This is a genomic window from Alistipes sp. Marseille-P5061 (genome assembly GCF_900290115.1).
GTDB lineage: Bacteria > Bacteroidota > Bacteroidia > Bacteroidales > Rikenellaceae > Alistipes > Alistipes excrementigallinarum.
Genome location: NZ_LT985749.1, coordinates 529,012 through 554,614, shown reverse-complemented (window position 1 = coordinate 554,614; position 25,603 = coordinate 529,012). Strand labels below are relative to the sequence as shown.

Here is a 25,603-nt window from a genome sequence, read left to right as displayed (position 1 = left end):
TCCTCATGCAGGAAGCGGGGCCGTGCTGTATTCGTGTATGCCGGTCCGTCAGAGGAAGAGCATCAGGATGACCTGGGCGATAATCACGCGCAGGAACATGCAGACGGGGTAGACCGTGGCGTACGATACCGAGGGGTTGTCCCCCTCGATGGTGTCGTTGGCGTAGTTGAGCGCCATGGGGTTGGCCATGCTGCCGCAGAGCAGCCCCGAGATGGAGCCGAAGTCGAGCCGCTGCACGCGCAGCGAGAAGATGGCCACCAGAACCGTCGGCACGAAGGTGATGGCGAAGCCCAGCGCCAGCCACAGCGCCCCTTCGGGACGCATGACCGTCTCGAAGAAGTGGGCCCCGGCGTCGAGCCCCAGGCAGGCCAGATACATCGAGAGCCCCAGTGCGCGGAGCATCAGGTTGGCGCTCTGCGTGGTGTAGGTAATCATGTGGAGCCGCGGTCCGAAGGTGCTGACGAGGATGCCCACGATGATGGGGCCGCCGGCCAGACCCAGCTTCACGGGGATGCTGATGCCCGGGATGCTCACGGGGATGCTTCCCAGCACCAGACCGAGAATCAGTCCGATGAAGACGGCCGCCAGATTGGGCTCGTTGAGGCTCTTGACGGCGTTGCCGAGGATTTTCTCGACGTTATGGATGGCCGCCGCCTCGCCCACGACCGTCAGACGGTCGCCCAGCTGGAGCGTCAGGTCGGGGGTGGCCAGCAGCTGCACGCCCGAGCGGTAGACGCGGCTGATGTTGATGCCGTAGTTGTTGCGCAGCCGCAGCGAGGAGAGCTTCTTGCCGTTGATTTCGGGGCGCGTGACCAGAATGCGCTGCGAGATGAGCTGGCTGTCGATGGCGTTCCAGTCGATTTTGCCCGTATTCCAGTCCTTCTGCTCCTGCTCGCCGAAAATCATCCGCAGCGCATCGACGTCGGCCGGCGAGGTGACCACCAGGATGATGTCGTTCTGCTGGAGCGTCTTGTCCGAGGTGGGAATCGAGACCTTGCCCTCGCGCCAGATGCGCGAGATGACGAAGCGGTGGTGGCTGTGGGCCGCCACCTCGTGGACGCTCTTGCCGAAGATGGCGGGGTTGGTGACGTGGTAGCTGGCGATGAAGACATCCTTCTTGTGCTGAGCGTCGGGTTTGGGCAGGTCGGAGGGGCGCACGAAGAGCTTCCGCACGAAGACAATCGCCAGAATGACCCCCACGACGCCCAGCGGATAGGTCAGTGCGCAGCTCAGCGCCGCGCCGTTGGCGTCGAGCCCCAGCTGCTGGAGGGTCTGCTGCGCGGCGCCGAGTGCCGGGGTGTTGGTCGTCGCACCGCAGAGAATGCCCGACATGTCGGGCATCGAGACTCCGAAGGCGTAGCTCATCCCCACGGCCAGTGCCGTGCCCAGCAGCGCCAGTCCGACGGCCGGCAGCAGCAGCCGCATGCCGTCGGCGCGCAGCGAGCTGAAGAAGCCGGGGCCGACCTGCAGTCCGAGGGCGTAGACGAAGAGAATCAGTCCGAAGCTCTCGGCGTAGATGAGCATCGAGGGGTCGAGCGAGAGGCCGAGGTGGCCGGCCAGAATGCCGACGAAGAAGATGAAGGCCGTGCCGAGCGAGATGCCGCCGATGCGGATTTTGCCCAGTCCGATGCCGAGGACCGAGATGAGCGAAATCACGACGACGGCCTGCAGCGCCGAGTGTTCGACGAACAGATTAGTGAGCCATTCCATGCGTTGCGAATTTGTTGTCTGCCGCAAAAGTAGGGCAAATTTTCGGGAAAGTGGCGTTTTTTGGTCCGTTTTTCTGCGGACGGAACATTGCCTGTATGCCGGATTGCGCTCTGTGTCAATGCGTTGTTCTGCGTTCGGTCCTGCACGCAAGCACCGCTTCTTTTTTAGCCGCATGCGGGGCCAATAGGCATTTTGTGGGAGTGCCGGCGCCGCAAATACCCGATTGTGGGGATTGTCCGCCCCGGACGGGCGGCCTACTTTTGCACCCGGAATGGGAGCCGTGCATCCCTCCCGCATCACCCCGGCAGCCGAATCCGGACCGGGAGGCGCGGAGGCGGGTGGAGCTCCTCGCAACGTGTGCCTCATGAAACGGAACAGACTCTTGCCGATGCTCTTCGCCCTGCTGCTTCTGGCCCTCCGCCCCGCGGCGGCCGGGGCACAGCAGGTCGACCTCTCGGGTTGCGTCCGCTCGGCGGGCAGCGGCGAGCCCGTCGCCCAGGCGGTGGTCGAGCTGCCCGTCTGCGGGCTGTGGGCCGTGGCCGACAGCGAGGGGCGCTTCACGCTGCGGCGCGTCCCGGCGGGACTCCAGCGCTTCGCGCTCTCGTGCCTGGGCTACGTCGCCGTGCAGTACGACATCGAGGTGGGGGAGTCGACCCCCGAACTCGACCTGCGGATGGAGGAGGAGAGCCTGCGCCTCGAGAGCGTCGTGGTGACCGCCACGCAGGAGCAGGAGGCCGTCACCACCTCGCGCCGCATCGAGGGGAGCGCCATCGACCACCTCCAGATGATGAATGCCGCCGACGTGGCGGCGCTGCTGCCGGGCGGCAAGACGGTCAACCCCGACCTGACGCAGGACCTCCGCTTCTCGCTGCGCGACGGCGGCGTTTCGAGCGGCAACGCCGGCTTCGCGACGGCCGTCGAGGTCGACGGCCTCCGCCTCTCGACCAACTCGTCGTTCGACGGGATGGCGGGGGCGCCGACGCGCAACATCGCCTCGACCTCCATCGAGGCGGTTGAGGTCGTAACGGGCGTCCCGTCGGCCGAGTACGGCGACCTGGGGTCGGGTCTGGTGCGCATCACCACGCGCAAGGGGCTGACCCCCTGGATGCTGCTCCTCTCGTCCAATCCCCACACCAAGCAGATTGCCGCCTCGAAGGGCTTCGACCTCGGGGGCGAGCGGGGCGTGGTGAACGGCAGCGTCGAGTATACGCGCGCCACGAAGAACCCCGTCTCGCCCTATACGGCCTACTCGCGCACGGGCCTTTCGCTCTCCTTCCGCCGCACCTTCGCCGGGGTGCTGCGCCTCGACGCCGGAGTGACGGGCAACATCGGCGGCCTTGATACGAAGGACGACCCCGATGCCGAGATGGGCGAGTGGCAGCGGGCTCGCGAGAATGCCCTCAGGGCTACCGCCTCGCTGCGCTGGCTGCTCAACCGCCCGTGGTTGACCGACCTTGAGCTCTCGGCCTCGCTCGACTTCGAGGACCGCCTGGACCGGACGCACAGCTACGAGTCGAGCGCCACGCCGCAGCCGGCCGTCCACGCCACGCAGGAGGGGTACCACCTGGCCGTGATGCTCCCGACGAGCTACTACGCCACGCAGTGCGTCGACTCCAAGCAGCTCGACTACGCCGCCTCGCTCAAGGCGACGTGGGTCCGCCGCTGGGGACGGCTGCGGAGCCACGCCAAGGCGGGCCTCGCCTGGCGGGCCGACGGCAACGTGGGGCGCGGCCTCTATTACGCCGACGAGGCGCTCTCGGCGGCCGACTACCGCCCGTGGCCCTTCTCGGAGGTCCCCTACATGCACAACCTCGCGGCCTACGTTGAGGAGCTCCTCACCCTGCGGCTGGGCGAGCGCTCCTCGCTGCAGCTCATGGCGGGGCTGCGCGCCGAGAAGACGTGGGTCCGCACCTCGCGCTACGACCGTGCGCAGAGCCTTTCGCCGCGTCTGAACCTCACCTTCCGGCTGGACGACCGCCTGACGCTGCGCGCCGGCTGGGGCACGACCGAGAAGCTCCCCTCGTTCAACATCCTCTACCCGCAGCCCCAATACCTCGACACGCGCGTCTTCAGCGCCACCACCTCCGCCGGGCAGAACATCTACCTCTACCATACGCACCCCTATGCGGTACTCTACAACGAGTCGCTCCGCTGGCAGCGCAACCGCAACATCGAGCTGGGCGTCGACCTGCGTTTGGGGGCCACGCGGCTCTCGCTGGCCGGCTACTTCAACCGGACGAAGTACCCCTACGAGCTGGTGACGGGCTACGAGCCCTTCTCCTACCGGATGAGCACCCTCCCGGCCACCGATGCCGACGGCAACCCCTACACGCTGCCCGTCCATCCGCTCTTCAAGGTCGACGAGCAGACGGGCGAGCTCTTCGTCCGCGACGCCGACAACCCCGCGTCGGGGTGGGTCGCCATGCAGAGCTCCTCCGTGCGCCGCACCTTCGCCCGCACGCTCCGCCAGGAGAACCGCTCGCCGGTCGACCGTGCGGGGCTAGAACTGGTGGTCGACTTCCCGCAAATCAACCCCCTGCGCACGCAGCTGCGCCTCGACGGCGCCTACGTCCATACGCGCTATGTCGACGACCTCGAGGCGGCTTACTACCCTTCGGTTACCTCGGGCGGGGAGTTCTACCCCTACGTGGGCCTCTATGCCGGTACGGGCGGCTCGGCCGTGACGACCTGGAACGGCCGCGAGACCGACCGCCTCGACCTGAACCTGACGGCGACCACCCACATCCCCGCCATCCGGCTGGTGGTTACGCTGCGCCTCGAGGCGACGCTGATGCGCCGTTCGCAGAACCTCTCCGAGTACCTCGGCCGCGAGTACGCCTACAACGTCACCGAGGAGAAGAGCCCCACGGGTGGCTCCATCTACGACGGAGGGAGCTATACGGCCGTCCGCCCGATTTACTACCTCGACCTCGAGGGGCGGCGCCACCCCTTCACCGACGCCGAGGCCTCCGACCCCGCCTTTGCCAGCCTCATCCTCCGCTCGGCCAACACGCGGAGCTACGACGCGGACGGCTACGGCCCCTACTTCTCGGCCAATCTGAGCCTCACCAAGGAGATTGGCGACCACGTCTCGGTGTCGTTCTACGCCAACAATTTCACCAACTCCCGCCGCTATGTCACCTCGCGGGCCACAGGCGTGAAGTCCATCTTCACCCCCGAGTTCTACTACGGGCTGACGGTGCGGTTCAAATTCTGATGCTATGATACGACGCACTTCACTTCTTCTTCTGCTCTGCGGCCTGCTGCTTGCAGCCTGTACCGCCCTCGATGAGGCAAACCCCTACGAAGGGGTGCTGGGCCGGCTTACCGTGCGCCTCCGCTACCCCGGGGAGCATGCCTCCTGGTGCCGCGAGGGGGTCGAGGTGACGGCCACCGACCGGCAGTCGGGCAACCGCTACACGGCGCGGACCGATGCGCAGGGCGAGGCGAGCTTCCGCATGCCCAACGGCCTCTACGCGCTGGCGGTGAGCGACCGCGCCGACAGTCAGACGCTCTTCAACGGCGCCGTCGAGCAGCTGCGCCTGACGGCCGGCGGTGAGGCCGTCGCGGAGCTCGAGCTGCGCTGCGTGCGCCCCGGCGGCATCGTTATCCGCGAAATCTATACGGGCGGCTGCCCGGCAACCCCCGCCACGGGCTCCTACGTCTACGACAAGTACGTCATTCTGCACAACAACGACTCCGAGACCCGCTACCTCGACGGCCTCTGCCTGGGGATGGTCGACCCCTACAACTCGAAGGGCGCCTCGGGCAACTACTGGACGAGCCTCGCCCCCGACGGAGGCATCCTCTTCCGCGACTACGCCTCGGTTCCCGACGCCGTGTGGCAGTTCCCGGGCTCGGGCCGCGACTTCCCGCTTGCGCCGGGGGCCGATGCCGTGGTGGCGCTCAACGGGGCGGTCGACCATACGGCCACCTACCCCCTCTCGGTCAACCTCAACGGCGAGGGCTACTTCGTCTGCTACAACGAGACCTACTACCCCGACCCGCGCTCGCACCCCGTGCCGGGCGACCGCATCGACCCTGCGCGCCACCTCCGCCTGCTCAAGAAGACGGGGCTGGCCAAGGTCTACGTCATCTCGAACAACTCGCCGGCCGTCATCCTCTACCGCGCCCCCGAGGGGTTCGACCTCGAGGGCTACCTGGCCGACGATGGGCAGTCGCTCATCGTGCGGGGGAGCCTCTCCTATACCAAGATTCCGTGGGAGTGGCTCATCGACGGGGTCGAGGTCTTCGACGCCACGGGCACGACCAACGCCAAGCGCCTGCGCTCGGACATCGACGCCGGGGCGGTGACCTTCGTTGGCCTGCCGCTCGGGCGGACGCTCCACCGCCGGCTCGACGAGCAGGCCTCCGAGGCGGCCGGCTACGCCATCTATCAGGATACGAACAACTCGTCGGACGACTTCTACGAGCGTGCGACCCAATCGCTGCGTGACGAGCCATGAGACCGCTTCCGCTGCTTCTTCTGCTGCTCCTCCTCGCGGCCCTGCCTCCGGCCCGGGCCCAGATGCGCTACGGGGATTTCGAGCGCGACAGCCCCTGGCTCACGGGGGTCAACGCCGCCGGCGTGCGGTGCGACACGGTGAGCCGCTCGGTGGCCCGACTCCGTGTCGGGCACGAGTCGGGGGCGCTGGTCGACCGCTCGGGCTCGGACAACTGCTGGCAGGCGGGCGCCGCAACGCGCTCGGTGCGCCACCTCGAGCGCATCTCCTTCTTCGGCGGCTTCGGCTACGACTACTTCGACGGGCGCAACATGTCGGGCTCGATGTTCATCCGCCCGGGCTATTATCCCGTCGACCTGGTGGAGTTCACCCCCGGGCGCAAAATCCGTGAGTGCTACGACCTGACGGGGGGCGTGGCCGTCCCCGTGGGGGAGCGGTGGGTGGTCGGCCTGCGCGCCGACTTCACGGCGGCGAACTACGCCAAGCGCAAGGACCTGCGCCACAAGAACAAGCGCCTCGACGTGGAGGTGGCGCCCGGCATCCTCTACCGTGCGGGCCGCTTCGCCGCGGGTGCGGCGCTCCGCCTGGCCAAGAACAGCGAGCGCATCGAGGCCGAGGAGGTGGGCAGCTCGGCCGCCTCCTACGAGGTCTTCCTCGACAAGGGGCTCGCCTACGGCATCCGCACGCAGTGGGAGAGCGGCGATTTGCACCTCACCGAGGAGGGCATCTCGGGCTTTCCCGTGCGGGAGATGCTGCTCGGAGGCGCCCTGCAACTCAGCTACGGCGCCCTCTTCGTCGAGGGGGAGGCGGGCCGCTCGCGCGGCGAGACGGGCGAGAAGGGGGTCCTCTGGCACACCTTCGAGGGGGAGTGGATGAAGCTCCGCGCCGTGGTGCGGTTCGACCGCGGGGCGCACCGCCACCGCGTGCGGGCCTCGTTCGGCCGGCGGCTGCAGCTGAGCCGCGAGAACATCCTCGTCCGCGAGAGCGAGGGCAACATCACCACCACCCGCCTCTACGGCTCGATGCCTCTCTATGGCCGGCGGCTGCTCGAGGCGGGGCTCGAGTACGAGCTCTTCGCCCCGCGCACCGAGCTGCGCGCGACGCTCGGCTGGGAGGAGCTCTCCGAACGCTCGACGCTCATCTATCCCGAGGTGCGCCGGGAGCGCCTCCGCCGCCTCTCCCTCTCGCTGCGCGCTCTGCGGCGCTTCGGACGCTGGGAGCTGCTGGCGGCGGCCGACGTGAGCGGGGGCGACTCCTCGGCCGGGGAGCTCCGTCTGGAGAGCGACCTCGTCTCGGGGAGCTACCCCGACCGGCAGGAGGAGCTGCGCGCCTGGGAGGTCGAGTACCGCACCGCACCGCGGCTCGGTGTCGAGGCGGGGCTCCGCTGCAACATCGGCCGCTGCTACGTCGACCTCGCGGGGCGCTACGAGCGGGGCTTCGCGCTGCGGACCATCCCGCAGCCCTACCGCCTGCGCTGCGTTTTGAGCGGGGGCGTCAACTTCTGAACTGCGCATGTTTTGACAAATACCGAATATTGATTAACTTTAAAACGAATCCACATGATGAAACGGATTTACACCTTCGCGCTGCTGGCCGCACTGATGCTGGCCGGCTGCGAGCGGGAGGAGCAGCGAAGCGACTCCCCGAAACGGATGGTCATCGACCCCACGATGGTGGGCATGCCGCTCCCGACGTCGCGCGCCACCGAGACCGATTTCGAACAGGGCGACGCCATCGGCCTCAGCGTGACCACCTCCGGCGGCGAACGCTACGCCTCCAACGCGCGCTTCCTCTTCGACGCCTCGCAGGGACGCTTCCTTTCGGCCGACGGGCTGCTCTGGTACGAGGATGTCAACGCCACGTCGACGCTCTTTGCCTGCTATCCTTACCGTGAGGGCGATGCGCTCCCCGCTTCGTTCACGGTGGCCGAGGACCAGAACGGCGGGGGATACGCCGCGTCGGACCTGATGACGGCCCTCAAGAGTGACGTGCGGCCGACCGCATCGGCCGTCGGGATGACCTTCCGCCACCGCATGGCGCGGCTTATCGTCAACGTCGACAACCGGAGCGGGTCGCCCGTTGACGGGATTGTGGTGCGCAATGCCGTGGGGCGGGGTCTGCTCGACGCTGCGGACGACACCTTCCGCGTCGACCCCGACGGATCGGCCGTGGCGGTGAAGGCCCGCGAGCTGACGGCCGACGCGAAGTACTACGTGCTGCTGGTGCCCCAGTCGGTGCGGCTGGAGGTCGAGGTGACCACGGCCGAGGGGCCGCGCACCTATACGCTCGGCGAGGCCGAGCTGCAGGGGGGCAAGAACCATACGCTCAACGTCCGCATCCTGCCCGCCGAGATGGAGGTGGTGCTCGAGGATGAAATCACGGGCTGGGAGGATGGCGACGAGCTCTTCCCCGAAGAGAGCCTTCCCGGCGGCGACGACGGGGAGCAGGAGGGCTGGCTCGAATACGGCGGCGAGCGCTACCGCACGGCCACCCTCGCGGACGGCCGCACGTGGATGGCCGAGAACCTGCGCTACGTGCCCCAGGGGCGGAGCGTCTCGAGCGACCCGTCGGACGGCAGCGGCATCTGGTATCCGTGCGACCTGAACCGTACGGCCTCGCCCGGACTGGTGGCGCAGAACGGCCTGCTCTACAGCTATCCCGTGCTGCTGGGGCTCGATGGACCCCTCTCGGCCGAGAACTACAACCGCAGCGAGGGCGCCCGCGGCATCTGCCCCGAGGGGTGGCACATCCCGACGATGGCCGAGTGGCTGCGCCTGGCGGGTGCCGGCAGCGGACAGCTTTCGGACCCCGAATCGCCCTACTTCGACCAGTCGCAGGCCGGTGCGCCGCTCGATGCGCTCAACGCCGACGGCTTCAACCTGCAGAACTGCGGTGCCATCAACGCCGCCTCGGCCACGGCCAAGGCCGCCTACCTGGCCAGCGCCTCGGCGGCCGACCCGACGCAGTTCGGCATGGGCTACTTCGCCAGCTCGACGGGCTACAAGCTCTTTTACAACACGACCGACGACCCCTCGAGCGGGCTGAAGAACATCCAGTTCTACGCCGGCATGACGATGTGGAACACCACCTACAAGCGTCTGACGGTGGCCTACCAGGGGGGCTACGGCGCGGCGGCTGTCCGCTGCGTCAAGGACCTCTGACGGGGCGCCCGGCACACGACACACACCAACAACGATAACCGATGAAACGAAAACCCAACCTTCCCAAACTCCTGCTGCAGTGGGGCGTGCTGCTCGCCCTGGCGGGGACCATCCTCCGGGCGAAACTCTCGGGCGAAGGGGTGGATGTCGAGGCCTACTGCCCCTTCGGGGGGCTGCAGGCCTTCGGCTCCTATCTGGCCCGCGGCTCGCTGGCCTGCTCGATGTCGATGCTCCAGATTGCCATGGGGCTCGCGCTGGCCGCGGGGGTCGTGCTCCTTGCCAAGCTCTTCTGCGGCTACCTCTGCCCCGTGGGCACGGTCGTCGGATGGCTCGGAGGGTTGGGCCGGAGGCTCAGGCTGCGGCGCGAACTGCGGGCGGGGGGCGCTGCGGACCGGCTGCTGCGCGGGGTGAAGTATGCGCTGCTCTTCGTGGTCTTCTACTTCACGCTCTCGTCGAGCGAGCTCTTCTGCCACAAGCTGGACCCCTACTACGCCGTCGCCACGGGCTTCGAGGGTGAAATCGTCCTCTGGATGTCGCTCGTGATGCTCGTCGTGCTGCTTGCGGGGAGCCTCTGCGTCGGGATGTTCTGGTGCCGCTATCTTTGTCCGCTGGGGGCCGCCAGCAACCTCTTCCGCCGCTGGCCGCTGCTCCTCGCGGCGGCACTTGCGGCCTGGGCGCTCGGCGCCTGGGGCGTGCCGCGGGCATGGCTCTGGGTGCTCGTCCTCCTCTGCGGCGGCGGGGCGCTGTGGGAGATGGCCTCTCAGCACGACCGCCTTGTGCCGCTGCTCCACGTGCGCCGCGACGTGGCGCGCTGCAACGGCTGCGGCCGCTGCGAACGCCACTGCCCCTGCGGCATTGCGGTCTGCGCCGAGGCGAAGGTGCGGCACATCGACTGCACGATGTGCGGCGACTGTCTGGCGGCCTGCCCCGTGGGGGCGCTGAGCGTCGGAGGGCGCCGCTCGCTCAGGTGGCTGCCGGCCCTTGCGGCCGTGGCGCTCCTGCTGGCGGGGATGTGGGTCGGCGTGCGCTTCGAGCTGCCGACCATCGACGAGCAGTGGGGCAGCGCCGCGTCGGAGGCAACTCCGCTGCAGCGCTACGAGCTCGAGGGGCTCCGGAGCATCAAGTGCTACGGCTCGTCGAAGGCCTTTGCCGCCCGCATGCAGCGTGTCGAGGGGGTCTGCGGCGTAAGGACCTTCGTGCGGCGCCACGCCGTCGAGGTGACCTACGACCCGACGCGGACCGATACGGTGAAAATCCTCGAGGCCATCTTCACCCCCGTGCGGCAGAAGTTCGCCGCGCCCGCGCCCGGGGTCGGGGAGCTGGAGTGCTACCGGCTGGGGGTCGAGGGGCTCCACGACCGGACGGACATGGCGTGGTTCGGCCTGGCGCTCCGCCGCATCGGCGGGCTCTGCGGCTTCGAGTCGGAGTTCGCCTGCCCGGTGCGGGTGACCCTCTACGCGCTGCCCGGCACGGCCCTCACGCGGGAGCAGGTGCGCGAGGCGGTCGAGGCACGGGAGCTGGTGCTGACGACCCGCGACGGGGAGCGGCACATCCCGCTCGACTATGAGTTGCGCAGCTTCGAGCGTGCGGGCACGCTTCCGCGCGGCGAGTTCCTCGAGCGCATGTTCGACCAGGTGTCCCGCCTTTCGGGACCCTTCAGCGTCAACAGCGAGCGCTGGGGCGACGACCGGCGCTACCCCAAGGGCATCTACGAGTTCGCCTGCCCGGGGCTCGAGAAGCTCCCCCTGAGGCAGCAGATTCCCTACTTCCGGAGCTACCTCTCGTGTGCCGACGGCATCGTTGCGGTCGACTTCGCCCTGCGCGATACGCTGCCCGTCGTGCGGCTGCACTACGTGCGGGAGCTCTGGGACGACGGGCGGCTTTGGCGCGAACTGCTCCAAGCCCCCGAGTGGCGCGTGCGCATGAGCGACGGCAGCGAGCAGCGGATAGCTCCGCGGCTGCGCTTCACCCGCGAGGGGCGGAGCATCGACTCCGTGCCGGCCGCCGAACGATAATTGCGGACGGGGGCGGAGGCTCCCGCCCCGGCGAATGAAAACGAAATCTACCGAATGAAACGATGGTTTATATGCGTCGGCCTGCTGCTGGGGCTCTCCGCCCCGCTCCGGGCCGACGAAGGAATGTGGATGGTCCACGCGCTGGACGGAAGGCTCGCCGCACGGCTCGACTCGGCCGGGCTGCGGCTCGACGTGGGCGAGCTCTACGACGAAGGGCGCCCGTCGCTCTCCGATGCCGTGGTCGCCTTCGACGGCGGTGTGGGGAGCGGAAGCGTCATTTCAGACCGTGGACTGGTAATCACCAACCACCACGTCGCCTACGGCGACATCTGCGCCCTCTCGACCTCGGAGCGTGACCTGCTCCGCACGGGCTTCTGGGCCCGTACGGCCGAGGAGGAGCTTCCCGTCGAGGGGCGGAGCGTCTGGTTCCTGCGCCGTACGCTGGACGTGACGCGGCAGGCGCGGCAGCTCCGCGCGCGGATGGAGGCCGAGGGGCGCTGGGGTCCCATGTCGCTGCGCAGGCTCTATGCCGAGCTGGAGCGCCTCTACGGGGGCGACTCCACCCTGGAGGTGCGCTGCACGTCGCTCTGGGGCGGCGAGCGCTACCTGCTCCACTTCTACGAGGTCTACCGCGACGTGCGGCTGGTGGGCTGTCCGCCCGCCTCCGTCGGGGCCTTCGGCGGCGATGCCGACAACTGGAGCTGGCCGCAGCACAAGGGCGATTTCGCCCTCTACCGCGTCTATGCCGACTCGGCGGGCCGTCCGGCCGACTATTCGCCCCGCAACCGGCCGCTCAACCCCCGCCGCGTGCTGACGCTCTCGAGGCGCGGGGTGCGGGAGGGTGATTTCACCCTGGTGCTCGGTTACCCGGGCCGAACGGAGCGCTACGCCCCGTCGTATGCCGTGGCCGAGAAGCAGCAGGTGGAGAACCCCGTGGTGGTGGCCAACCGGCAGCTTCGGCGGCAGCTCCTTGCCCGGCGGATGGAGCGCAGCGGGGAGGTGCGGCGCGCCTATGCCGACGAATACTTCTCGCTGAGCAACTTCACCGACCTGGCGCGGTGGGAGAACCGCTGCCTGCAGCGCTTCGACGTGGTTGCACGCCGCGCGAAGGAGGAGCGGCGCCTTGCGGCGTGGCTCCGTGGCGACTCGGCGCGAAGGGCCGCCTGGGGTGATGTCTGCGCCGAACTGCAGCGCCTCTATGCGGCGCGGCGCACGGCGCAGCGGCAGCTGGTCAACATGCGCGAGTCGTGGTTCGGAGCCAGCCGCGCGTGGCTCGTGGCCAACCGTCTGGCGGCCCTCGCGGGGCGTCTGGAGCGGCAGGGGCGCGACTCGCTTCGTGCGGGGGATGCCGAGCTGCAGAGCCTGCACCGCATCGCCGCGCCGCTGCAGGGCGGATACGACGCCGCAACCGACCGTGCGCTGCTGAGCGCCATGACCGAACGCTTCACCGACAGCATCCCCCGCGCGTTGTGGGGCGAGGCGATGGCGGCACGCTTCGATGCAGCGGGGGGCGACGCCGCACGCATGGCGGCCGAGGCCTTCGACCGTTCGGTCTGCTCCGACGCCCGGCGCTTCGAGGCCTTCTTCGCAGGTGGACGCTCCCTTGCTGAGATTCGCCGGGATGCGCTGGTCGAACTCGTCGGCTCGGTCTCGGTTTCCCGCTTCACGGGGGCGGTACGCGAGGCCGAACGCCGCGCCGGGGGCGACCTGCACGAAGCCAGGGCGCGCTACGCGCGGGCCCTCTACGCCTTCCGCCGTGCCGAGGGGCGGCTCCAGTATCCCGATGCCAACTCGACGATGCGCCTGAGCTACGGCCGTGTCCGTTCGCTTGCCCCTTCGGACGGGGTGTCGCTCTCGTGGCGGAGCACGGCGGCGGGTCTTGTCGAGAAGTACGACCCGGGGGATGAGCGCTTCCGCCTCGATTCAACTCTGCGGCGGCTGCTCTCTGAGGGCGCGTGGGGTGCGTGGGGCGAAGAGGGGGTGCTGACGGTCAACTTCCTCACGGACAACGACATTACGGGCGGCAGCTCGGGCAGCCCGGTGCTCGACGCCCGGGGACGGCTCGTCGGTCTGGCCTTCGACGGCAACCGCGAATCGATGGCCGGAAACTTCTGGTACCATCCCGACCTGGCGCGCACGGTCTGCGTCGATATCCGCTTCGTGATGTGGACCATCGAACGCTATGCCGGCGCCGATTGGCTGCTGCGCGAACTGCGCTTCGAGTAGTGCGCCTTAAAACCGCGAGGGGGCCCTCCGACATCATCGGACGGCCCCCTCTGTTCTCTTCCGGAGTGCGTTCTGCAGGTCAGCGGCCGGTCAGCAGCCGGCTGAGCTCCCCGACGTCGGCGACGATATGACCGGCGCCTGCCGCCTCGAGCTCCTCGCGCGAGCCGTAGCCGTAGAGCACCCCAATCGATTCGATGCCCACCGAGGCGGCCCCCTCGATGTCGAAGCGGCGGTCGCCCACCATCACCGCCCGGGCGGGGTCCTGAACCCCCAGCCCCTCGACGGCCAGACGCAGCACCTCGCTCTTGGTCGTGCGCGAGCCGTCGAGCGTGCTCCCCTCGATGAGGTCGAAGTAGCGGTCGATGGCGAAGTGCTCCGCAATCTGTCGGGCGAAGGGCGAGGGCTTCGAGGTGGCCATCGCGATGCGGGCGCCCCCGTCGTGCAGCTCCTCCAGCAGCTCCGTGATGCCGGCGTAGAGCTCGTTCTCGAAGATGCCCTTCGGGGCGAAGTATTCGCGCGTGAGGGCGATGGCCTCTTCGGCTCGGGCGTCGTCCATGCCGTAGAACTCGCGGAAGGAGTCCTTGAGCGGCGGCCCGATGAAGGGGCAGAGTGTGCTCAGGTCGGTCACTTCGATGCCGAAGTGGCGCAGGGCGTACTGCACCGAGCGGGTGATGCCCAGCATGGGGTCGGTCAGCGTGCCGTCGAGGTCGAAGAAGATGTATCTCCAGTGCATGGCTCTCTTGTTTGTTCTCTGTTGTGCGGTGCAAAGATAGGAATCCGGCTCCGATTTTCGAAACCGGCTGAGTTTTTCCGGCAGACGGGCTTTCCTCCATCCCTTTTCCCGGCAGTCGGTCTCCCCTCCGTCCCTTTTCCGTCCGGCGGGCTTCCTCCGTAGGCCGGTCGGCGGCGCTTCCTCCGGCAACGGACCTTGCCGGAGGGGGTCGGCGGAGGGGTGTCCTCAGCGATTCAGCCTTCCCTCTCCTTCTTCTCGTGCGGCCCTCCGGAAAAAGAGTGGGGGAGCATCGGCCCGTATGGGGCGATGCTCCCTCCCTTCGTGGTTTGCGCGGGCGCGGAGCCTCCTGCCGTTCAACCCGTCCGTGCACACCGGACGCTCCGCAGTCCCGCTCAGTGCTTCAGCCGCAGGAACGAGTAGCCGTAACGCTCGGCCGCCGCCCGCTCCAGCTCCTCGCGCACCGAGGGGTGGGCGATGTCGATGAGCGCACGGGCGCGCTCGGCAAGGTTGCGGCCGCGCAGCTGCGCCACGCCGTACTCGGTGACGATGTTCTGCACCATGTGGCGCGTGGTGACCACACCGGCACCCGGCGTGAGCAGCGCCTTGATTTTCGAGGCCCCCTTGGGGGTGGTCGACGGAATGGCGATGAAGGTCTTGCCCCCTTCGGAGAGCGCGCCGCCGTACATGAAGTCGTGCTGCCCGCCGACGCCCGAGATGATGCGCGTGCCGACCGAATCGGCGCACACCTGACCGGTGAGGTCCACCTCGACGGCCGAGTTGATGGCCATCACCTTGGGGTTCTGACGGATGCGGAAGGGGTCGTTGGTCCAGGCCACATCCTTCATCACCAGCTCCTTGCAGTAGTCCATGTAGTCGTACAGACGCCGCGAACCCAGCGCCAGCGACGCCACGCTGATGCCCGGCATGACGCTCTTCTGCGAGTTGTCGATGACGCCGCTTTCGATGAGCGGCAGCACGCCGTCGGTCATCGCCTCGGTGTGCAGTCCGAGGTGCTTGTGCCCCTTGAGCGCCGCCAGCACGGCGTTGGGAATGCCTCCCACGCCAATCTGGAGCGTCGCTCCGTCGGGAATCATCTCGGCGATGTAGTTGCCGATGCGCCGTTCGGCATCGCTCGGCACGGCCGTCGGCACCTCGACCAGCGGGTCGTCGACCTCAACGGCGGCGGCCAGCTTCGAGATGTGAATCACGGCGTCGCCGTAGGAGAAGGGCATCGCCTTGTTGATTTGGCCGATGAGCGTGTGGGCGCACTCGGCGGCCGAGACGGCCAGGTCGGCCGAGACTCCGAACGAGCAGTAGCCCTCCTCGTTGGGCTGCGAGAGGTTGAGCAGCGCCACGTCGACCGGCAGCGTTCCGTCGCGGAACATGGCGGGAATCTCGCCCAGGAAGGCGGGGATGCTCTGTCCGTAGCCCTCGGCGAGCCAGCGGCGGATGTTGTTGGCCACGAAGAGGCTGTTGACCAGGAAGCTCTCCCGGTTCTCGGGCTTGCAGTAGGGGGCGTCGAAGGCACCCACGGCGAAGGCCGAGTAGACCTTCACGTCGGTGAGCTCCCCGGCGCGGTCGGCCATGGCGCGGACCAGCGTTTCGGGAATCGAGGTGCTTCCCTGGATGTAGACGCTGCTGTGGGATTGGATGAGGCGCACCGCCTCGGCGGCTGTCGTGTATTTCATGCGGATGGTTTTCTCTTGCTGTGTGTTATGGGAGTTGACGGCGGAGGCGGGGGCCCGGATGGACGGGGCTGCCCCGCCTCCGCGCGGTCGTTTTTATCGATGGTCGCGCTCGAAGAGGGCCAGACGCCGGTCGAGCTCCTCGAACTGGTCGGGTCGGTTCATCTGCGAGATGCAGACGCGGATGCCCGGCTGCTGGCTGCCCGTCGAGGTGAGCGAGATGGCGCAGACACCGTAGAGCAGCAGTTCGCTCAGCAGCTCGGCGCTCGACATCGAGCCGTAGCCGATGGTGTAGAAGAATCCGTCGCTCACCGGTTCGCCCAGGTCGTGGTCGTAGACGATGCGGAAGCCGTGGCGCGTGAAGGCCTCTTTGGTCAGGTGGGCGCGGCGGGCGTACTCCGAGGTCTCCTCGACGAAGTTGAGCCGGCCGTCGGCCGCCGCGCGGAACATGGCCGCCAGGGCGTGCTGCGCCGAGTGGCTCGTACCGGACGAGGCGGCGTAGAGGAACGTCAGCACGTAGGCGTCACCCAGCCGTGCGATGCCGTAGCGGCGGCGCAGCTCGGGGTATTCGCGGTGGAAGAGGCCGTCCGAGATGGCCGCGATGGCGATGCGCTGGCCGGCGTAGCTGAAGATTTTCGAAGCCGAGAGCATCAGGATGTAGTTCTTCGTATAGCGGGCCACCGTCGCCTGGAAGGGCGCCTGGAAGGGGTGTCCCAGCGGCTTGCGGAAGTCCATGCAGAGGTAGGCCAAATCCTCGATGACCACGGCGTCGTACTTCGTAGCCAGCTCTCCCACCGTGCGCAGCTCCTCCTCCGTGAGGCAAATCCACGCCGGGTTGTTGGGGTTCGAGTAGACGATGGCGGCGATGTTGCCCTCGCGCAGGAAGCTCTCGAGCTTGGGCCCCAGCTTCTCGGCACGGTAGTCGTAGATGTCGAACGAGACGCTCGGAATGCCCAGAATGCGCGTCTGACTGCGCTGCACGGGGAATCCGGGGTCGATGAAGAGAATCGTGTTCCGCTTGGGGTCGAGCTGCGAGCAGAGCTGGAAGAGGGTGAAGCTCCCCTGCATCGAACCGACGGTGGGGATGCAGCCGCGGGGGCTCACCTCGATGTCCAGGAAGGCGCGGATGAAGCGCGAAGCCTCCTCCTTGAGCGGCTCGATGCCGTACATGTTGGGATACTGCGACGCCACGCCGCGGTGCAGCGCCTCGCATTCGGCCTCGACGCCCACCTTCTCGGGCGGAAGCCCCGGTACGCCCATCTCGAGGTGGATGAACTCCGTTCCGGTGGCCTGCTCCATCAGGCGTGCGATGTCGCCCGACTGGCGGATGGTCGCCTGGGCGATGTCGGCGATGTCCATGCGCTCCAGCGCGGAGTCGAGCACGGAGTGTTCAAAGGGGATGTTCATCGCCGGGCCGTTTTGAGTGCGTGTTCGTATCCGGCGCGGAAGGCGGCGAGGTTCGTCTCGACCACCGCGTCGCCCTTGCGTGCGAAGATGTCGCGGATGCCCTGCTCGAGCTTCTCGGCCTCCAGACCGAGGAAGGGCGCGGCGGCGCCCAGCAGCACGATGTTGGCCGCACGGGGCGAAGCCGCCTGGCGGGCCAGTGCGTCGACGTCGAGTGCCACGACGTGGGGCAGACGCTTCAGTTCACCCTCCAGCGCCTCGTTCTCGGGGTAGTTCGGGATGTTGACGAAGGGGGTGGTGTTGGTGATGACCCAGCCGTCGGCCGAGAGCCAGGGCAGGTAGCGTAGCGCCTCCATCGGCTCGAGCGAGATGATGATGTCGGCCCCTCCCTGCGGAATGAGGTCCGAGGCGATGGGCTCGGAGCTGATGCGCAGATTCGACTGCACGTCGCCGCCGCGCTGGCTCATGCCGTGAACTTCGGCCTGCTTGATGCGGAGCCCTTCGTTGAGGGCCGCCTTGCCGATGATAGCGGCGATGGAGAGGATGCCCTGTCCGCCGACGCCCGAAAGTATGATGTCTTTTTTCATGGGATGCTCTTCGTTTTGTTCCGGGGAGCCGCACCGGATGGAGTTGCCGTCCGGTGCGCGCCTCTCCGGATGCGGTTTATTTCTTGGCGTTGTGACGTTTGGCCGTCTGGATGCACTCGCGGCGCGGGATGATGACCGACACGCCGGGGTAGGCAATCTCCTCGCGGATGATGCGTTTCATCTCCTCGCGGTTGCGCGGCAGGGGCACCACCACGCGGATGTGCTCGGGCTCGACGCCGATGCCGGCGCAAATCTGCTCGAGGCGTCCCGTGCCGGCCGAATCCTGACCGCCCGTCATGCCGGTGGTGAGGTTGTCGGAGATGATGATGGTGATGGGGCTCTTCTCGTTCACGGCGTCGAGCAGACCCGTCATGCCCGAGTGGGTGAAGGTCGAGTCGCCGATGACGGCGATGGAGGGGTGCTGTCCGGCGTCGGCGGCACCCTTGGCCATCGTAATCGAGGCGCCCATGTCGACGCAGGTGTCGATGGCGTGGAACGGGGCGAGCCAGCCGAGCGTGTAGCAGCCGATGTCGCTGAAGACCTTGGCATGGTCGAACTCCTCGACCACCTCCTTGAGTGCCGTGTACATGTCGCGGTGGCCGCAGCCTTGGCAGAGGGCGGGCGGACGCGGAACGACAATCTCACTGGCGGCGTGGGCCTCCAGCGGGGGCAGTCCGAGCGCTGCGCGTACGCAGTCGGGCGTCAGCTCGCCCGTGCGGGGCAGTTCGCCCGTCATGCGGCCGCGGATGGGCAGCGGTGCGGGCAGGATGCCGCGCAGCGACTCCTCGACCAGCGGCTGACCCTCCTCGATGACCAGGAGCGAGCGGCACTTCTCGGCCATGCGGCGGATTTGCTCCGCGGGCACGGGGTATTGCGAAATCTTGAGCACCGGATAGGGGCATCCGTCGGGGTAGTTCTCCATCAGGTAGTTGTAGCCGATGCCGCAGGCAATGATGCCCATCGAGGTGTCACTCCCCTCGGTGCAGGGGTTGAAGCGGCTCTCGACGGCTTCGCGCTCACAGGCCGCATACTCCTCGAGGAGCTTCTTGTAGCGGTTGCGCGAGTTGCCCGGCATGAGCACCCACTGCCGCGTCTGGGCGGGGTAGTGCAGTTCGTTCTGGGCCTTGGGCTCCCTCACCTCGACCACGGCGCGCGAGTGGGCCATGCGGGTGGTCAGGCGCATCAGTACGGGAATGCCGTGGCGCTCCGAGAATTCGAAGGCCTCCTGCACCATCTCGTAGGCCTCCTGCTGCGACGAGGGCTCGAAGACGGGGATGAACGAGAACTTGCCGTAGAAGCGCGAGTCCTGCTCGTTCTGCGAGGAGTGCATCGAGGGGTCGTCTGCCGCCACGACCACCAGGCCGCCGTTGGCGCCCGTCATGCCGGAGTTGACGAAGGCGTCGGCCGCCACGTTCATGCCCACGTGCTTCATGCAGACCAGCGCCCGCTTGCCGGCGAACGACATGCCGAGGGCCTCCTCCATGGCGGTCTTTTCGTTGGTCGACCAGAGGCAGTGGACGCCCCGCTCCTTGGCGAGGGCGCTGCCCTGGATGTATTCGGTGATTTCGGTCGAGGGGGTACCCGGGTAGGCGTAGACGCCCGACAGACCCGCGTGGAGGGCTCCCAGCGCGAGAGCTTCGTCTCCGAGTAGTAGTTCGCGATGTGTCATAGGTTGAGTTTTTAGCCAGATGCTACAAAATTAGCAATTTTTTGCAAAATGGCAACGTCCGATGACAAATTATTAGAAATAGACCCCGAATTGTTTAAAAGTAGCAGGAGCTCCGGCCTTATTCGTTAAAGGCGCCCGACGGATGCGATGGGGCGTGCGGCTCTTCATGGACGGTTTCCCGCCGCGGCGCCGCTCTTGCTTCTCGTTGCGCCGCATTCGCTCCGTGCCGTTGCCCGGCTCGATGGGATACAATAAAAAAAGTCACCACGAAACCGTGGTGACCACCCCCTGAATACAAGAAGGGAAACTTTTCATGAGCTCCCCTTCCTTGTGACGCCGACAGGACTCAAACCTGTAACCTTCTGATCCGTAGTCAGATGCTCTATTCAATTAAGCTACGGCGCCTTTCCTTTATTGCGAGTGCAAAGATAAGGCGGATTTTTATTCTGTGCAAATATTTGGTGAAAAAATATTGAAATTTTTGAATAAACCTTTTTCCCGGGCGTTTGTCCCGGCGAGGTGCTTCCGGCGCAATGTCTTGATTTACAATATTCAGCTGCTGGTTTCCGGTTGCAGCGGGCCGGTTCCCGGTTTTTTGCCCTGCAGGCGGGTCGTTTGGCCTTTTCGCGGTTTTTTGCGTGGCCGGCCGTCTCGAAGCAGCCTCGAAACCGCCTCGAACTTGCCCCGATGCCTCTTCGGGCTCCCTTTTGCTGCGCCATATCGCCGCCTTGTGTGACCCGCCCTTCGACGACCTGGCCGCAAGGGGGCCCGCCGGCTCTGCGGAGCGGCCCGCGCTCTGTGGAGCGGCTCCGGCGCTTCGCCCGTTCCGCGAACTGCCTGTCCGGTTGCTGTCGGCGCTATAATAATAAAAGGAAGGCGGCACCCGTGTGGGGCCGCCTCCCGAAGCGATGTGCCGACGCGGGCGCTATCGGATGACCTCGGCCAGCTTCTCGGCCAGCGCCTCGCCCCGCAGGTCGCGGGCGACGATTGTCCCCTCGGGCGAGAGGAGGAAGTTGGTCGGTATCGTGCGGATGCCGTACTGCTCGGCCGCCGGGCTGCTCTTGTCACCCTCGACGGCAATCACATTGGTCCAGGGCATGTCGTGCGTCGAGACGTAGTGCTTCCAGCGTGCCTGGTCGTTGTCGAGCGAGACGCCGTAGATTTCGAATCCGCGGTCGTGGTAGGCGGCGTAGGCCTCCGACAGATGGGGAATCTCCGCAATGCAGGGCGGGCACCACGTGGCCCAGAAGTCGATGAGCACCCACTTGCCCGGACCCACGAGGCTCGACAGCGAGCTCTGCTCGCCGGCCGTGTTGCGGAGCGTGAGCTCCATGTAGGGCTTGCCGATTTCGGTATTCTCGGCCGCCTCGATGCCGCGGAGCGCCTCCTGCATCATGGGGTGCGCCTGCATCGCCTCCGAGAAGCGGGCCATGCGCTCGCGCCCCTCGGCCGTCGTCAGCTTCGGCAGTTCGGCGTTGGTGAAGAGGTAGACGCCCAGCAGGTTGTCGAGGTTGGCATCGACGCTCTGGCTGACCAGCCGGTCGAGCCGCTGCTGCAGCGCGGCCGTCTGCACCGAGTCGGGCTGGGGCCCCAGGGCGAAGAACTCCTGCTGGAGGGCGGCCATCTGCTCGTTGAAGCTGTTGAAGCGGTCGTTCGAGGGGGTTCCCTCGGCGCGGTAGCCGGCCTGCGAGCGGGTGACGGTGATGTCGCCCGGCTCGACGAAGAGCATGAGCATCGGCGCGCGGAACTTGTTGGTCAGCATCGCTATGGCGGGCTCGGCCGCGCGATGGCGGATGGTGAAGCTGCTGTCCTGCTCCACGAGGGCGTAGCCCAGCTCCGTGCGGTCGCGGTCGGCCGCCACGAGGAAGAGCGAATCCCCCGGCGTGAGCTCCAGCTTGCCCGTGAGCGTGCAGGTGGAGCCTCCGCAGCTGCTCAGCAGCACGGCGGCCAGGAGTGCAAAAAGGGTCTGTTTCATCGTGATATCATTTTTGTGTTCTCGGTTCTCTACTTTACCTTGCGCTCGGGATGTTCGCGCAGAAACTGCTCCCAGCTCTCGGAGCCCCGCCGCGAGGCGGCCTTCTTGCCGCCGCCGAGCCCCTTGACCCGCTCGTCACCCATGGCTGCCAGCAGCGGGCTGGCCGAGGCGAAGTAGTGGCACAGGGCGACGGCCATGCCGTCGGTGGCGTCGAGCCGGCTGGGGATGGTGTCGAGCCGGAGCGTGCGCTGCACGATGGCTGCGACCTGCTCCTTGGTGGCCGAGCCGAGCCCCGTGATGCTCTGCTTGATGCGCGAGGGGGCATACTCGAAGACCTGCAGCCCGCGGCTCAGCGCGGCGGCCATCGCCACCCCCTGGGCCCGTCCCAGCTTGAGCATCGACTGCACGTTCTCGCCGAAGAAGGGCGACTCGAGCGCCACCTCGCGCGGGGCGTACTCGTCGGCCAGCGCCCCCACGCGCTCGAAGATGTAGCGCAGCTTGACGTAGGGGTCCTCCATCCGGTGCAGGTCGATGGCGCCCAGCACCACCGAACGCAGCTGCCGCCCCTCGACCTCGAGGATGCCGTAGCCCGTGTAGTTGGTTCCCGGGTCGATGCCCATGATGCGGTATTTCCCGACCGGCGGCATCGTCATTCGCCCTTTGCCTCGGCCGGGGCTTCGGTGGCGGCTGCTGCCGGCCCGTCGAACAGCTCGGCCAGCTTCTCGGCCAGCGCCTCGCCGCGCAGGTTGGTGGCAAGGATGGTGCCCTTCTTGTCGAGCAGGAAGTTCGAGGGGATGCCCTGCACGGCGTAGTCGCGTGCGGCGGGGTTGTCGAAGCCGTTGAGGTCGCTCACGTGTACCCAGTTCATCCCGTTGTCGCGGATGGCGTCGAGCCACTTCTGCTCGTTGTTGTCGAACGAGACGCCGTAGATTTCGAATCCGCGGTCGTGGTAGGCGGCATAGGCCTGCTTCAGATAGGGCACCTCACCCATGCAGGGACCGCACCACGAGGCCCAGAAGTCGACCAGTACGTAGCTGACCTCGGGACGCTCGAGCACCGACGAGAGCGAGACGATTTCGCGCTCGGGGTTGCACTGGATGATGTTGATGTAGGGCTGTCCGGGGTCGGTCTTCGACTTCTTGAGCGCCTGCTCGTGCAGCTTGACGAGCATCTCGGCCTGCTGCAGCGGCTGGGGGAAGGCGGCGATTTTCTCGAGCAGCTCGGCCCCCGTCAGGTCGTACTGCATGTCGTTGAGCAGCACCGCGCCGAAGAGGTTGTCGCCGTTGGCGGCGAAGCACTCGCGGTTCAGGGCGTCGTACTCCTGCTCGATGGCTGCGCGGCGCTCTTCGGCCGTGGCGGGGTTGCGGTACTCGTCGAGCAGCGCGCGCTGGCGGCCCGTGTAGGTGGCGTAGCCGTCGTTGGCCGGGGTGCCCGTGAAGAAGGGCGCCTCGGGCGTGCCGCCCAGGCGGATGTCACCCGGCTCGATGAAGAGCGGTGCGAGGAAGGTGGCCTGCGCCAGGTCGCGGTTGTCGGTCAGGTAGAGCGCCTGGGGCGTCGTGGCCTTGCCCTCGAAGCGGAAGGCCCCCTCCTTGACGGCCGTCGAGTCAACCACCGTCTCGCCGTTGCTCAGGTAGAGGTAGCCCTCGGCTCCCTCGATGTTGCCCTGGATGGTGTATTTGTCCGTGGAGCAGGCGCATGCAAGCAGTGCGGCTGCGAAGATGAGTGTTTTTTTCATGGCGTTTTTCGTGTTGTTTTTTCTTGGTTCGTGTTTGGGCGGAGCCGGGGTCAGTGCTGCCCCATGAGCTCCTCGAGCCGCCGCTCGAGCCGCTCGCCGCGCAGGTTCCTGTCGACGATTGTGCCGCTCTGCGTATCGATGAGCAGGTTCGACGGGATGCTCCGGATGGCGTAGTCGTGCGCCGCCGAGTTGTCGAAGTGTTTCAGTTCGCTCACCTGGAGCCACCGCAGGTCATGCTGCCGGATGGCCCCGAGCCAGGCGTCGCGGTCGCGGTCGAACGAGACGGCGTAGATTTCGAGCCCCAGCGGGCGGTAGCGCTCGTAGGCCTGCTTCAGATAGGGGACCTCCTTCATGCAGGGACCGCACCACGAGGCCCAGAACTCGACCAGCACGTAGCGGTTCGAGGGCTTTTGGACCGTTTCCCGCAAGCTGAGCGGCGTGCCGTCGGGCGCCGGCTGCACGATTTCGGTGTAGGGCTCGCCCGGCTCGCTCTTCAGCGCCTGGAGCGCCCGCTGCTTCAGCTCGGCGAGCAGCCGGTGCTGCTGCATCCGGGCGGGGAAGCGGTCGATGCAGGCGAGCACTTCGCGCGGCGAGAGCTCCTCGGCGATGTTGTAGCTCAGGAGCGTAGCCCCCAGCAGGTTGTCGCGGTTGGCCTCCATGCAGCGCCGTTCGAGGGCCCGGTAGGCCGAATCCTGCCGTTCGAAGGCGAGGTGCGAGATGAGCGTCACGCTGTCGCGCAGACGGCCGAGCGCCTCGTTGGCCGGCGTCCCCGCGGGGCGGATGCCCATCGGTTCCGAGGCCCGGCCGCTCAGCTCAATCGAGCCCGGCTCGAGGAAGAGCCGCGTGGCGAACCGTCCGTCGGCGGAGCGGAGCAGCGCCGGGGCCGCCTCGCTCAGCCGCCCCTCGAAGCGGAAGCGCCCCTTCGGGTCGACGCGGGCCGAATCGACCTCCGACGTGCAGAGGTTCGTCAGCAGAAGCACCCCTTCGGCCCCCTCCACCGAGCCGCTGAGCCGGTAGCGCTCTCCGTCGGCGCAGCCGCAGAGTGCCGCGGCCGCCAGCAGCAAGCAGAGCATGCGTTGCATGGCTACTCCTCCTTTCGGGTGAGCGCGGCGAGCTCCTTTTCGAGCGTGCGGACCCGGCTGTCGAGCTCGGGCAGACGCTTGAAGATGTTGGCCGCACGGTGGTACTGCATGCCCGGGAGGGCCGGGTAGCCGAAGCGGATTTCGTTGTCGGGCACGTTCTTGTCCAGACCGCTCTTCGAACCCACCTTGACGTTGTTGCCGATGGTGACGTGGTCGGCAATGCCCACCTGCCCGGCCAGGAAGCAGTTGCTGCCCACCTTCGAGGTGCCGGCGATGCCGGTCTGGGCCGACGATACGGTGTTCTCGCCGATTTGGACGTTGTGGCCGATTTGAATCAGGTTGTCGAGCTTCACGCCGCGGCGGATGATGGTCGAGTCGGTCTTGGCGCGGTCGATGCAGGTGTTGGCGCCAATCTCGACGTTGTCCTCGATGATGACGTTGCCCAGCTGCGGAATCTTGTCGAAGCCCCCCTCGGCGTTGGGCATGAAGCCGAAGCCGTCGGCGCCGATGACGGCACCGGCGTGGAGGATGCAGTTGCGTCCCACGACGCACCCCTCGTAGATTTTGACGCCCGGGTAGAGAATCGTCCCCTCGCCGATGCGGACGCCGTCGCCCAGGTAGACCTGGGGGTAAATCTGGCAGCCGGCGCCGATTTCCACGCCGCGCTCGACGACCGCGAAGTCGCCGATGTAGCACTTCTCGCCCACGCGTGCGCTCTCGGCGATGGAGGCCAGGCGGCTGATGCCCTCCTTGCGGGGCTTGGCGGCGTTGTACATCTCGAGCAGCTTCAGCACGCAGGCTCCGGCGTCGTCGACGCGGATGAGCGTGGCGGCGACGGGCTGCGAGGGGGTGAACGAGCGGTTCACCAGCACGATGCTGGCCTGGGTCGTGTAGAGGAAGGGCTCGTATTTGGGGTTGGTCAGGTAGGCGAGCGAACCGGCCTTGCCCTCCTCAATCGATGAGACGGTGTGCACGGTGGCCTGCTTGTCGCCCACGATGTCGCCTCCGAGGAAGCCGGCAATCATTTCGGCGGTAAATTCCATCATAGTCTATTTCGGTTTATTGGTTTTGCTGTTTTGTGTTTTGTGCTTTGTGCGGTTTGCGGCGCCTCCTGTGCGCCGGGTGCGCCTCCGGGGCCGGTGTTGCGGGGCGCGGCCG

The 25,603-nt window shown here is 67.2% G+C and carries 17 protein-coding genes and 1 tRNA gene; 6 read left to right on the top strand and 12 right to left on the bottom strand.

All coding sequences use genetic code 11. The annotated features are described in order from the left end of the window. Positions 1 to 48: 48 nt before the first annotated feature. Positions 49 to 1,710: a putative transporter gene (locus C8267_RS06145; protein ID WP_106634037.1), complete on the bottom strand. Its 1,662-nt coding sequence runs from the start codon at positions 1,708 to 1,710 to the stop codon at positions 49 to 51. A 364-nt stretch (positions 1,711 to 2,074) separates the two neighbouring features. On the opposite strand from C8267_RS06145, the gene C8267_RS06140 reads away from it, so the two are divergent. The 6 genes from C8267_RS06140 to C8267_RS06115 are packed head-to-tail and all read left to right on the top strand — an operon-like array spanning position 2,075 to position 13,575. Then, positions 2,075 to 4,927, top strand: a complete 2,853-nt coding sequence (locus C8267_RS06140) for a TonB-dependent receptor (protein WP_106634036.1) — start codon at positions 2,075 to 2,077, stop codon at positions 4,925 to 4,927. Positions 4,928 to 4,931: 4 nt separating this feature from the next. Beyond that, complete coding sequence (locus C8267_RS06135) at positions 4,932 to 6,176, top strand: DUF4876 domain-containing protein (RefSeq protein WP_106634035.1); 1,245 nt, start codon at positions 4,932 to 4,934, stop codon at positions 6,174 to 6,176. After that, complete coding sequence (locus C8267_RS06130; protein ID WP_106634034.1) at positions 6,173 to 7,678, top strand: DUF6850 family outer membrane beta-barrel protein; 1,506 nt, start codon at positions 6,173 to 6,175, stop codon at positions 7,676 to 7,678. The genes C8267_RS06135 and C8267_RS06130 overlap by 4 nt, the downstream gene beginning before the upstream one ends. A gap of 54 nt (positions 7,679 to 7,732) precedes the next feature. Further along, entirely contained in the window at positions 7,733 to 9,334 is a 1,602-nt protein-coding gene (locus tag C8267_RS06125; protein ID WP_106634033.1) for a fimbrillin family protein, read from the top strand. A 41-nt stretch (positions 9,335 to 9,375) separates the two neighbouring features. Next, a complete protein-coding gene (locus C8267_RS06120) occupies positions 9,376 to 11,349 on the top strand; it encodes a 4Fe-4S binding protein (protein ID WP_106634032.1) in 1,974 nt (657 codons plus the stop codon). A 54-nt stretch (positions 11,350 to 11,403) separates the two neighbouring features. Further along, a complete protein-coding gene (locus C8267_RS06115; RefSeq protein ID WP_106634031.1) occupies positions 11,404 to 13,575 on the top strand; it encodes a S46 family peptidase in 2,172 nt (723 codons plus the stop codon). Positions 13,576 to 13,654: 79 nt separating this feature from the next. Here the strand turns inward: C8267_RS06115 and C8267_RS06110 are convergent, their stop codons facing one another. The 11 genes from C8267_RS06110 to lpxD form a co-directional block, all read right to left on the bottom strand. After that, positions 13,655 to 14,308: an HAD family hydrolase gene (locus C8267_RS06110; protein WP_106634030.1), complete on the bottom strand. Its 654-nt coding sequence runs from the start codon at positions 14,306 to 14,308 to the stop codon at positions 13,655 to 13,657. A gap of 392 nt (positions 14,309 to 14,700) precedes the next feature. After that, a complete protein-coding gene (locus C8267_RS06105; protein WP_087362281.1) occupies positions 14,701 to 15,996 on the bottom strand; it encodes an acetyl-CoA hydrolase/transferase family protein in 1,296 nt (431 codons plus the stop codon). Between the two features lie 93 nt (positions 15,997 to 16,089). Then, positions 16,090 to 17,400, bottom strand: coding sequence for an aminotransferase class I/II-fold pyridoxal phosphate-dependent enzyme (locus tag C8267_RS06100; RefSeq protein WP_106634029.1), 1,311 nt, complete (start codon positions 17,398 to 17,400; stop codon positions 16,090 to 16,092). Then, positions 17,397 to 17,984, bottom strand: coding sequence for an indolepyruvate oxidoreductase subunit beta (locus C8267_RS06095; RefSeq protein ID WP_087362279.1), 588 nt, complete (start codon positions 17,982 to 17,984; stop codon positions 17,397 to 17,399). The genes C8267_RS06100 and C8267_RS06095 overlap by 4 nt, the downstream gene beginning before the upstream one ends. 76 nt (positions 17,985 to 18,060) lie before the next feature. Continuing rightward, positions 18,061 to 19,653 (bottom strand): thiamine pyrophosphate-dependent enzyme, encoded by a 1,593-nt coding sequence (locus C8267_RS06090; RefSeq protein ID WP_087362278.1) that lies wholly within the window; start codon positions 19,651 to 19,653, stop codon positions 18,061 to 18,063. A gap of 331 nt (positions 19,654 to 19,984) precedes the next feature. Next, a tRNA-Arg gene (locus C8267_RS06085) sits at positions 19,985 to 20,058 on the bottom strand. A gap of 520 nt (positions 20,059 to 20,578) precedes the next feature. Next, positions 20,579 to 21,628, bottom strand: a complete 1,050-nt coding sequence (locus tag C8267_RS06080; protein ID WP_106634028.1) for a TlpA disulfide reductase family protein — start codon at positions 21,626 to 21,628, stop codon at positions 20,579 to 20,581. Between the two features lie 29 nt (positions 21,629 to 21,657). Continuing rightward, positions 21,658 to 22,275, bottom strand: a complete 618-nt coding sequence (gene ruvC / locus C8267_RS06075) for a crossover junction endodeoxyribonuclease RuvC (protein ID WP_374045527.1) — start codon at positions 22,273 to 22,275, stop codon at positions 21,658 to 21,660. A 2-nt stretch (positions 22,276 to 22,277) separates the two neighbouring features. Next, the gene (locus C8267_RS06070; RefSeq protein ID WP_106634027.1) at positions 22,278 to 23,363 is read right to left on the bottom strand and encodes a TlpA disulfide reductase family protein; all 1,086 of its coding nucleotides are present in this window, start codon (positions 23,361 to 23,363) and stop codon (positions 22,278 to 22,280) included. A 50-nt stretch (positions 23,364 to 23,413) separates the two neighbouring features. Further along, complete coding sequence (locus tag C8267_RS06065; RefSeq protein ID WP_106634026.1) at positions 23,414 to 24,445, bottom strand: thioredoxin-like domain-containing protein; 1,032 nt, start codon at positions 24,443 to 24,445, stop codon at positions 23,414 to 23,416. Between the two features lie 2 nt (positions 24,446 to 24,447). Beyond that, positions 24,448 to 25,491 carry a UDP-3-O-(3-hydroxymyristoyl)glucosamine N-acyltransferase gene (gene lpxD, locus C8267_RS06060; protein ID WP_106634025.1) on the bottom strand — a complete coding sequence of 348 codons (1,044 nt, stop codon included), beginning with the start codon at positions 25,489 to 25,491 and terminating at the stop codon, positions 24,448 to 24,450. Positions 25,492 to 25,603: the final 112 nt, after the last annotated feature.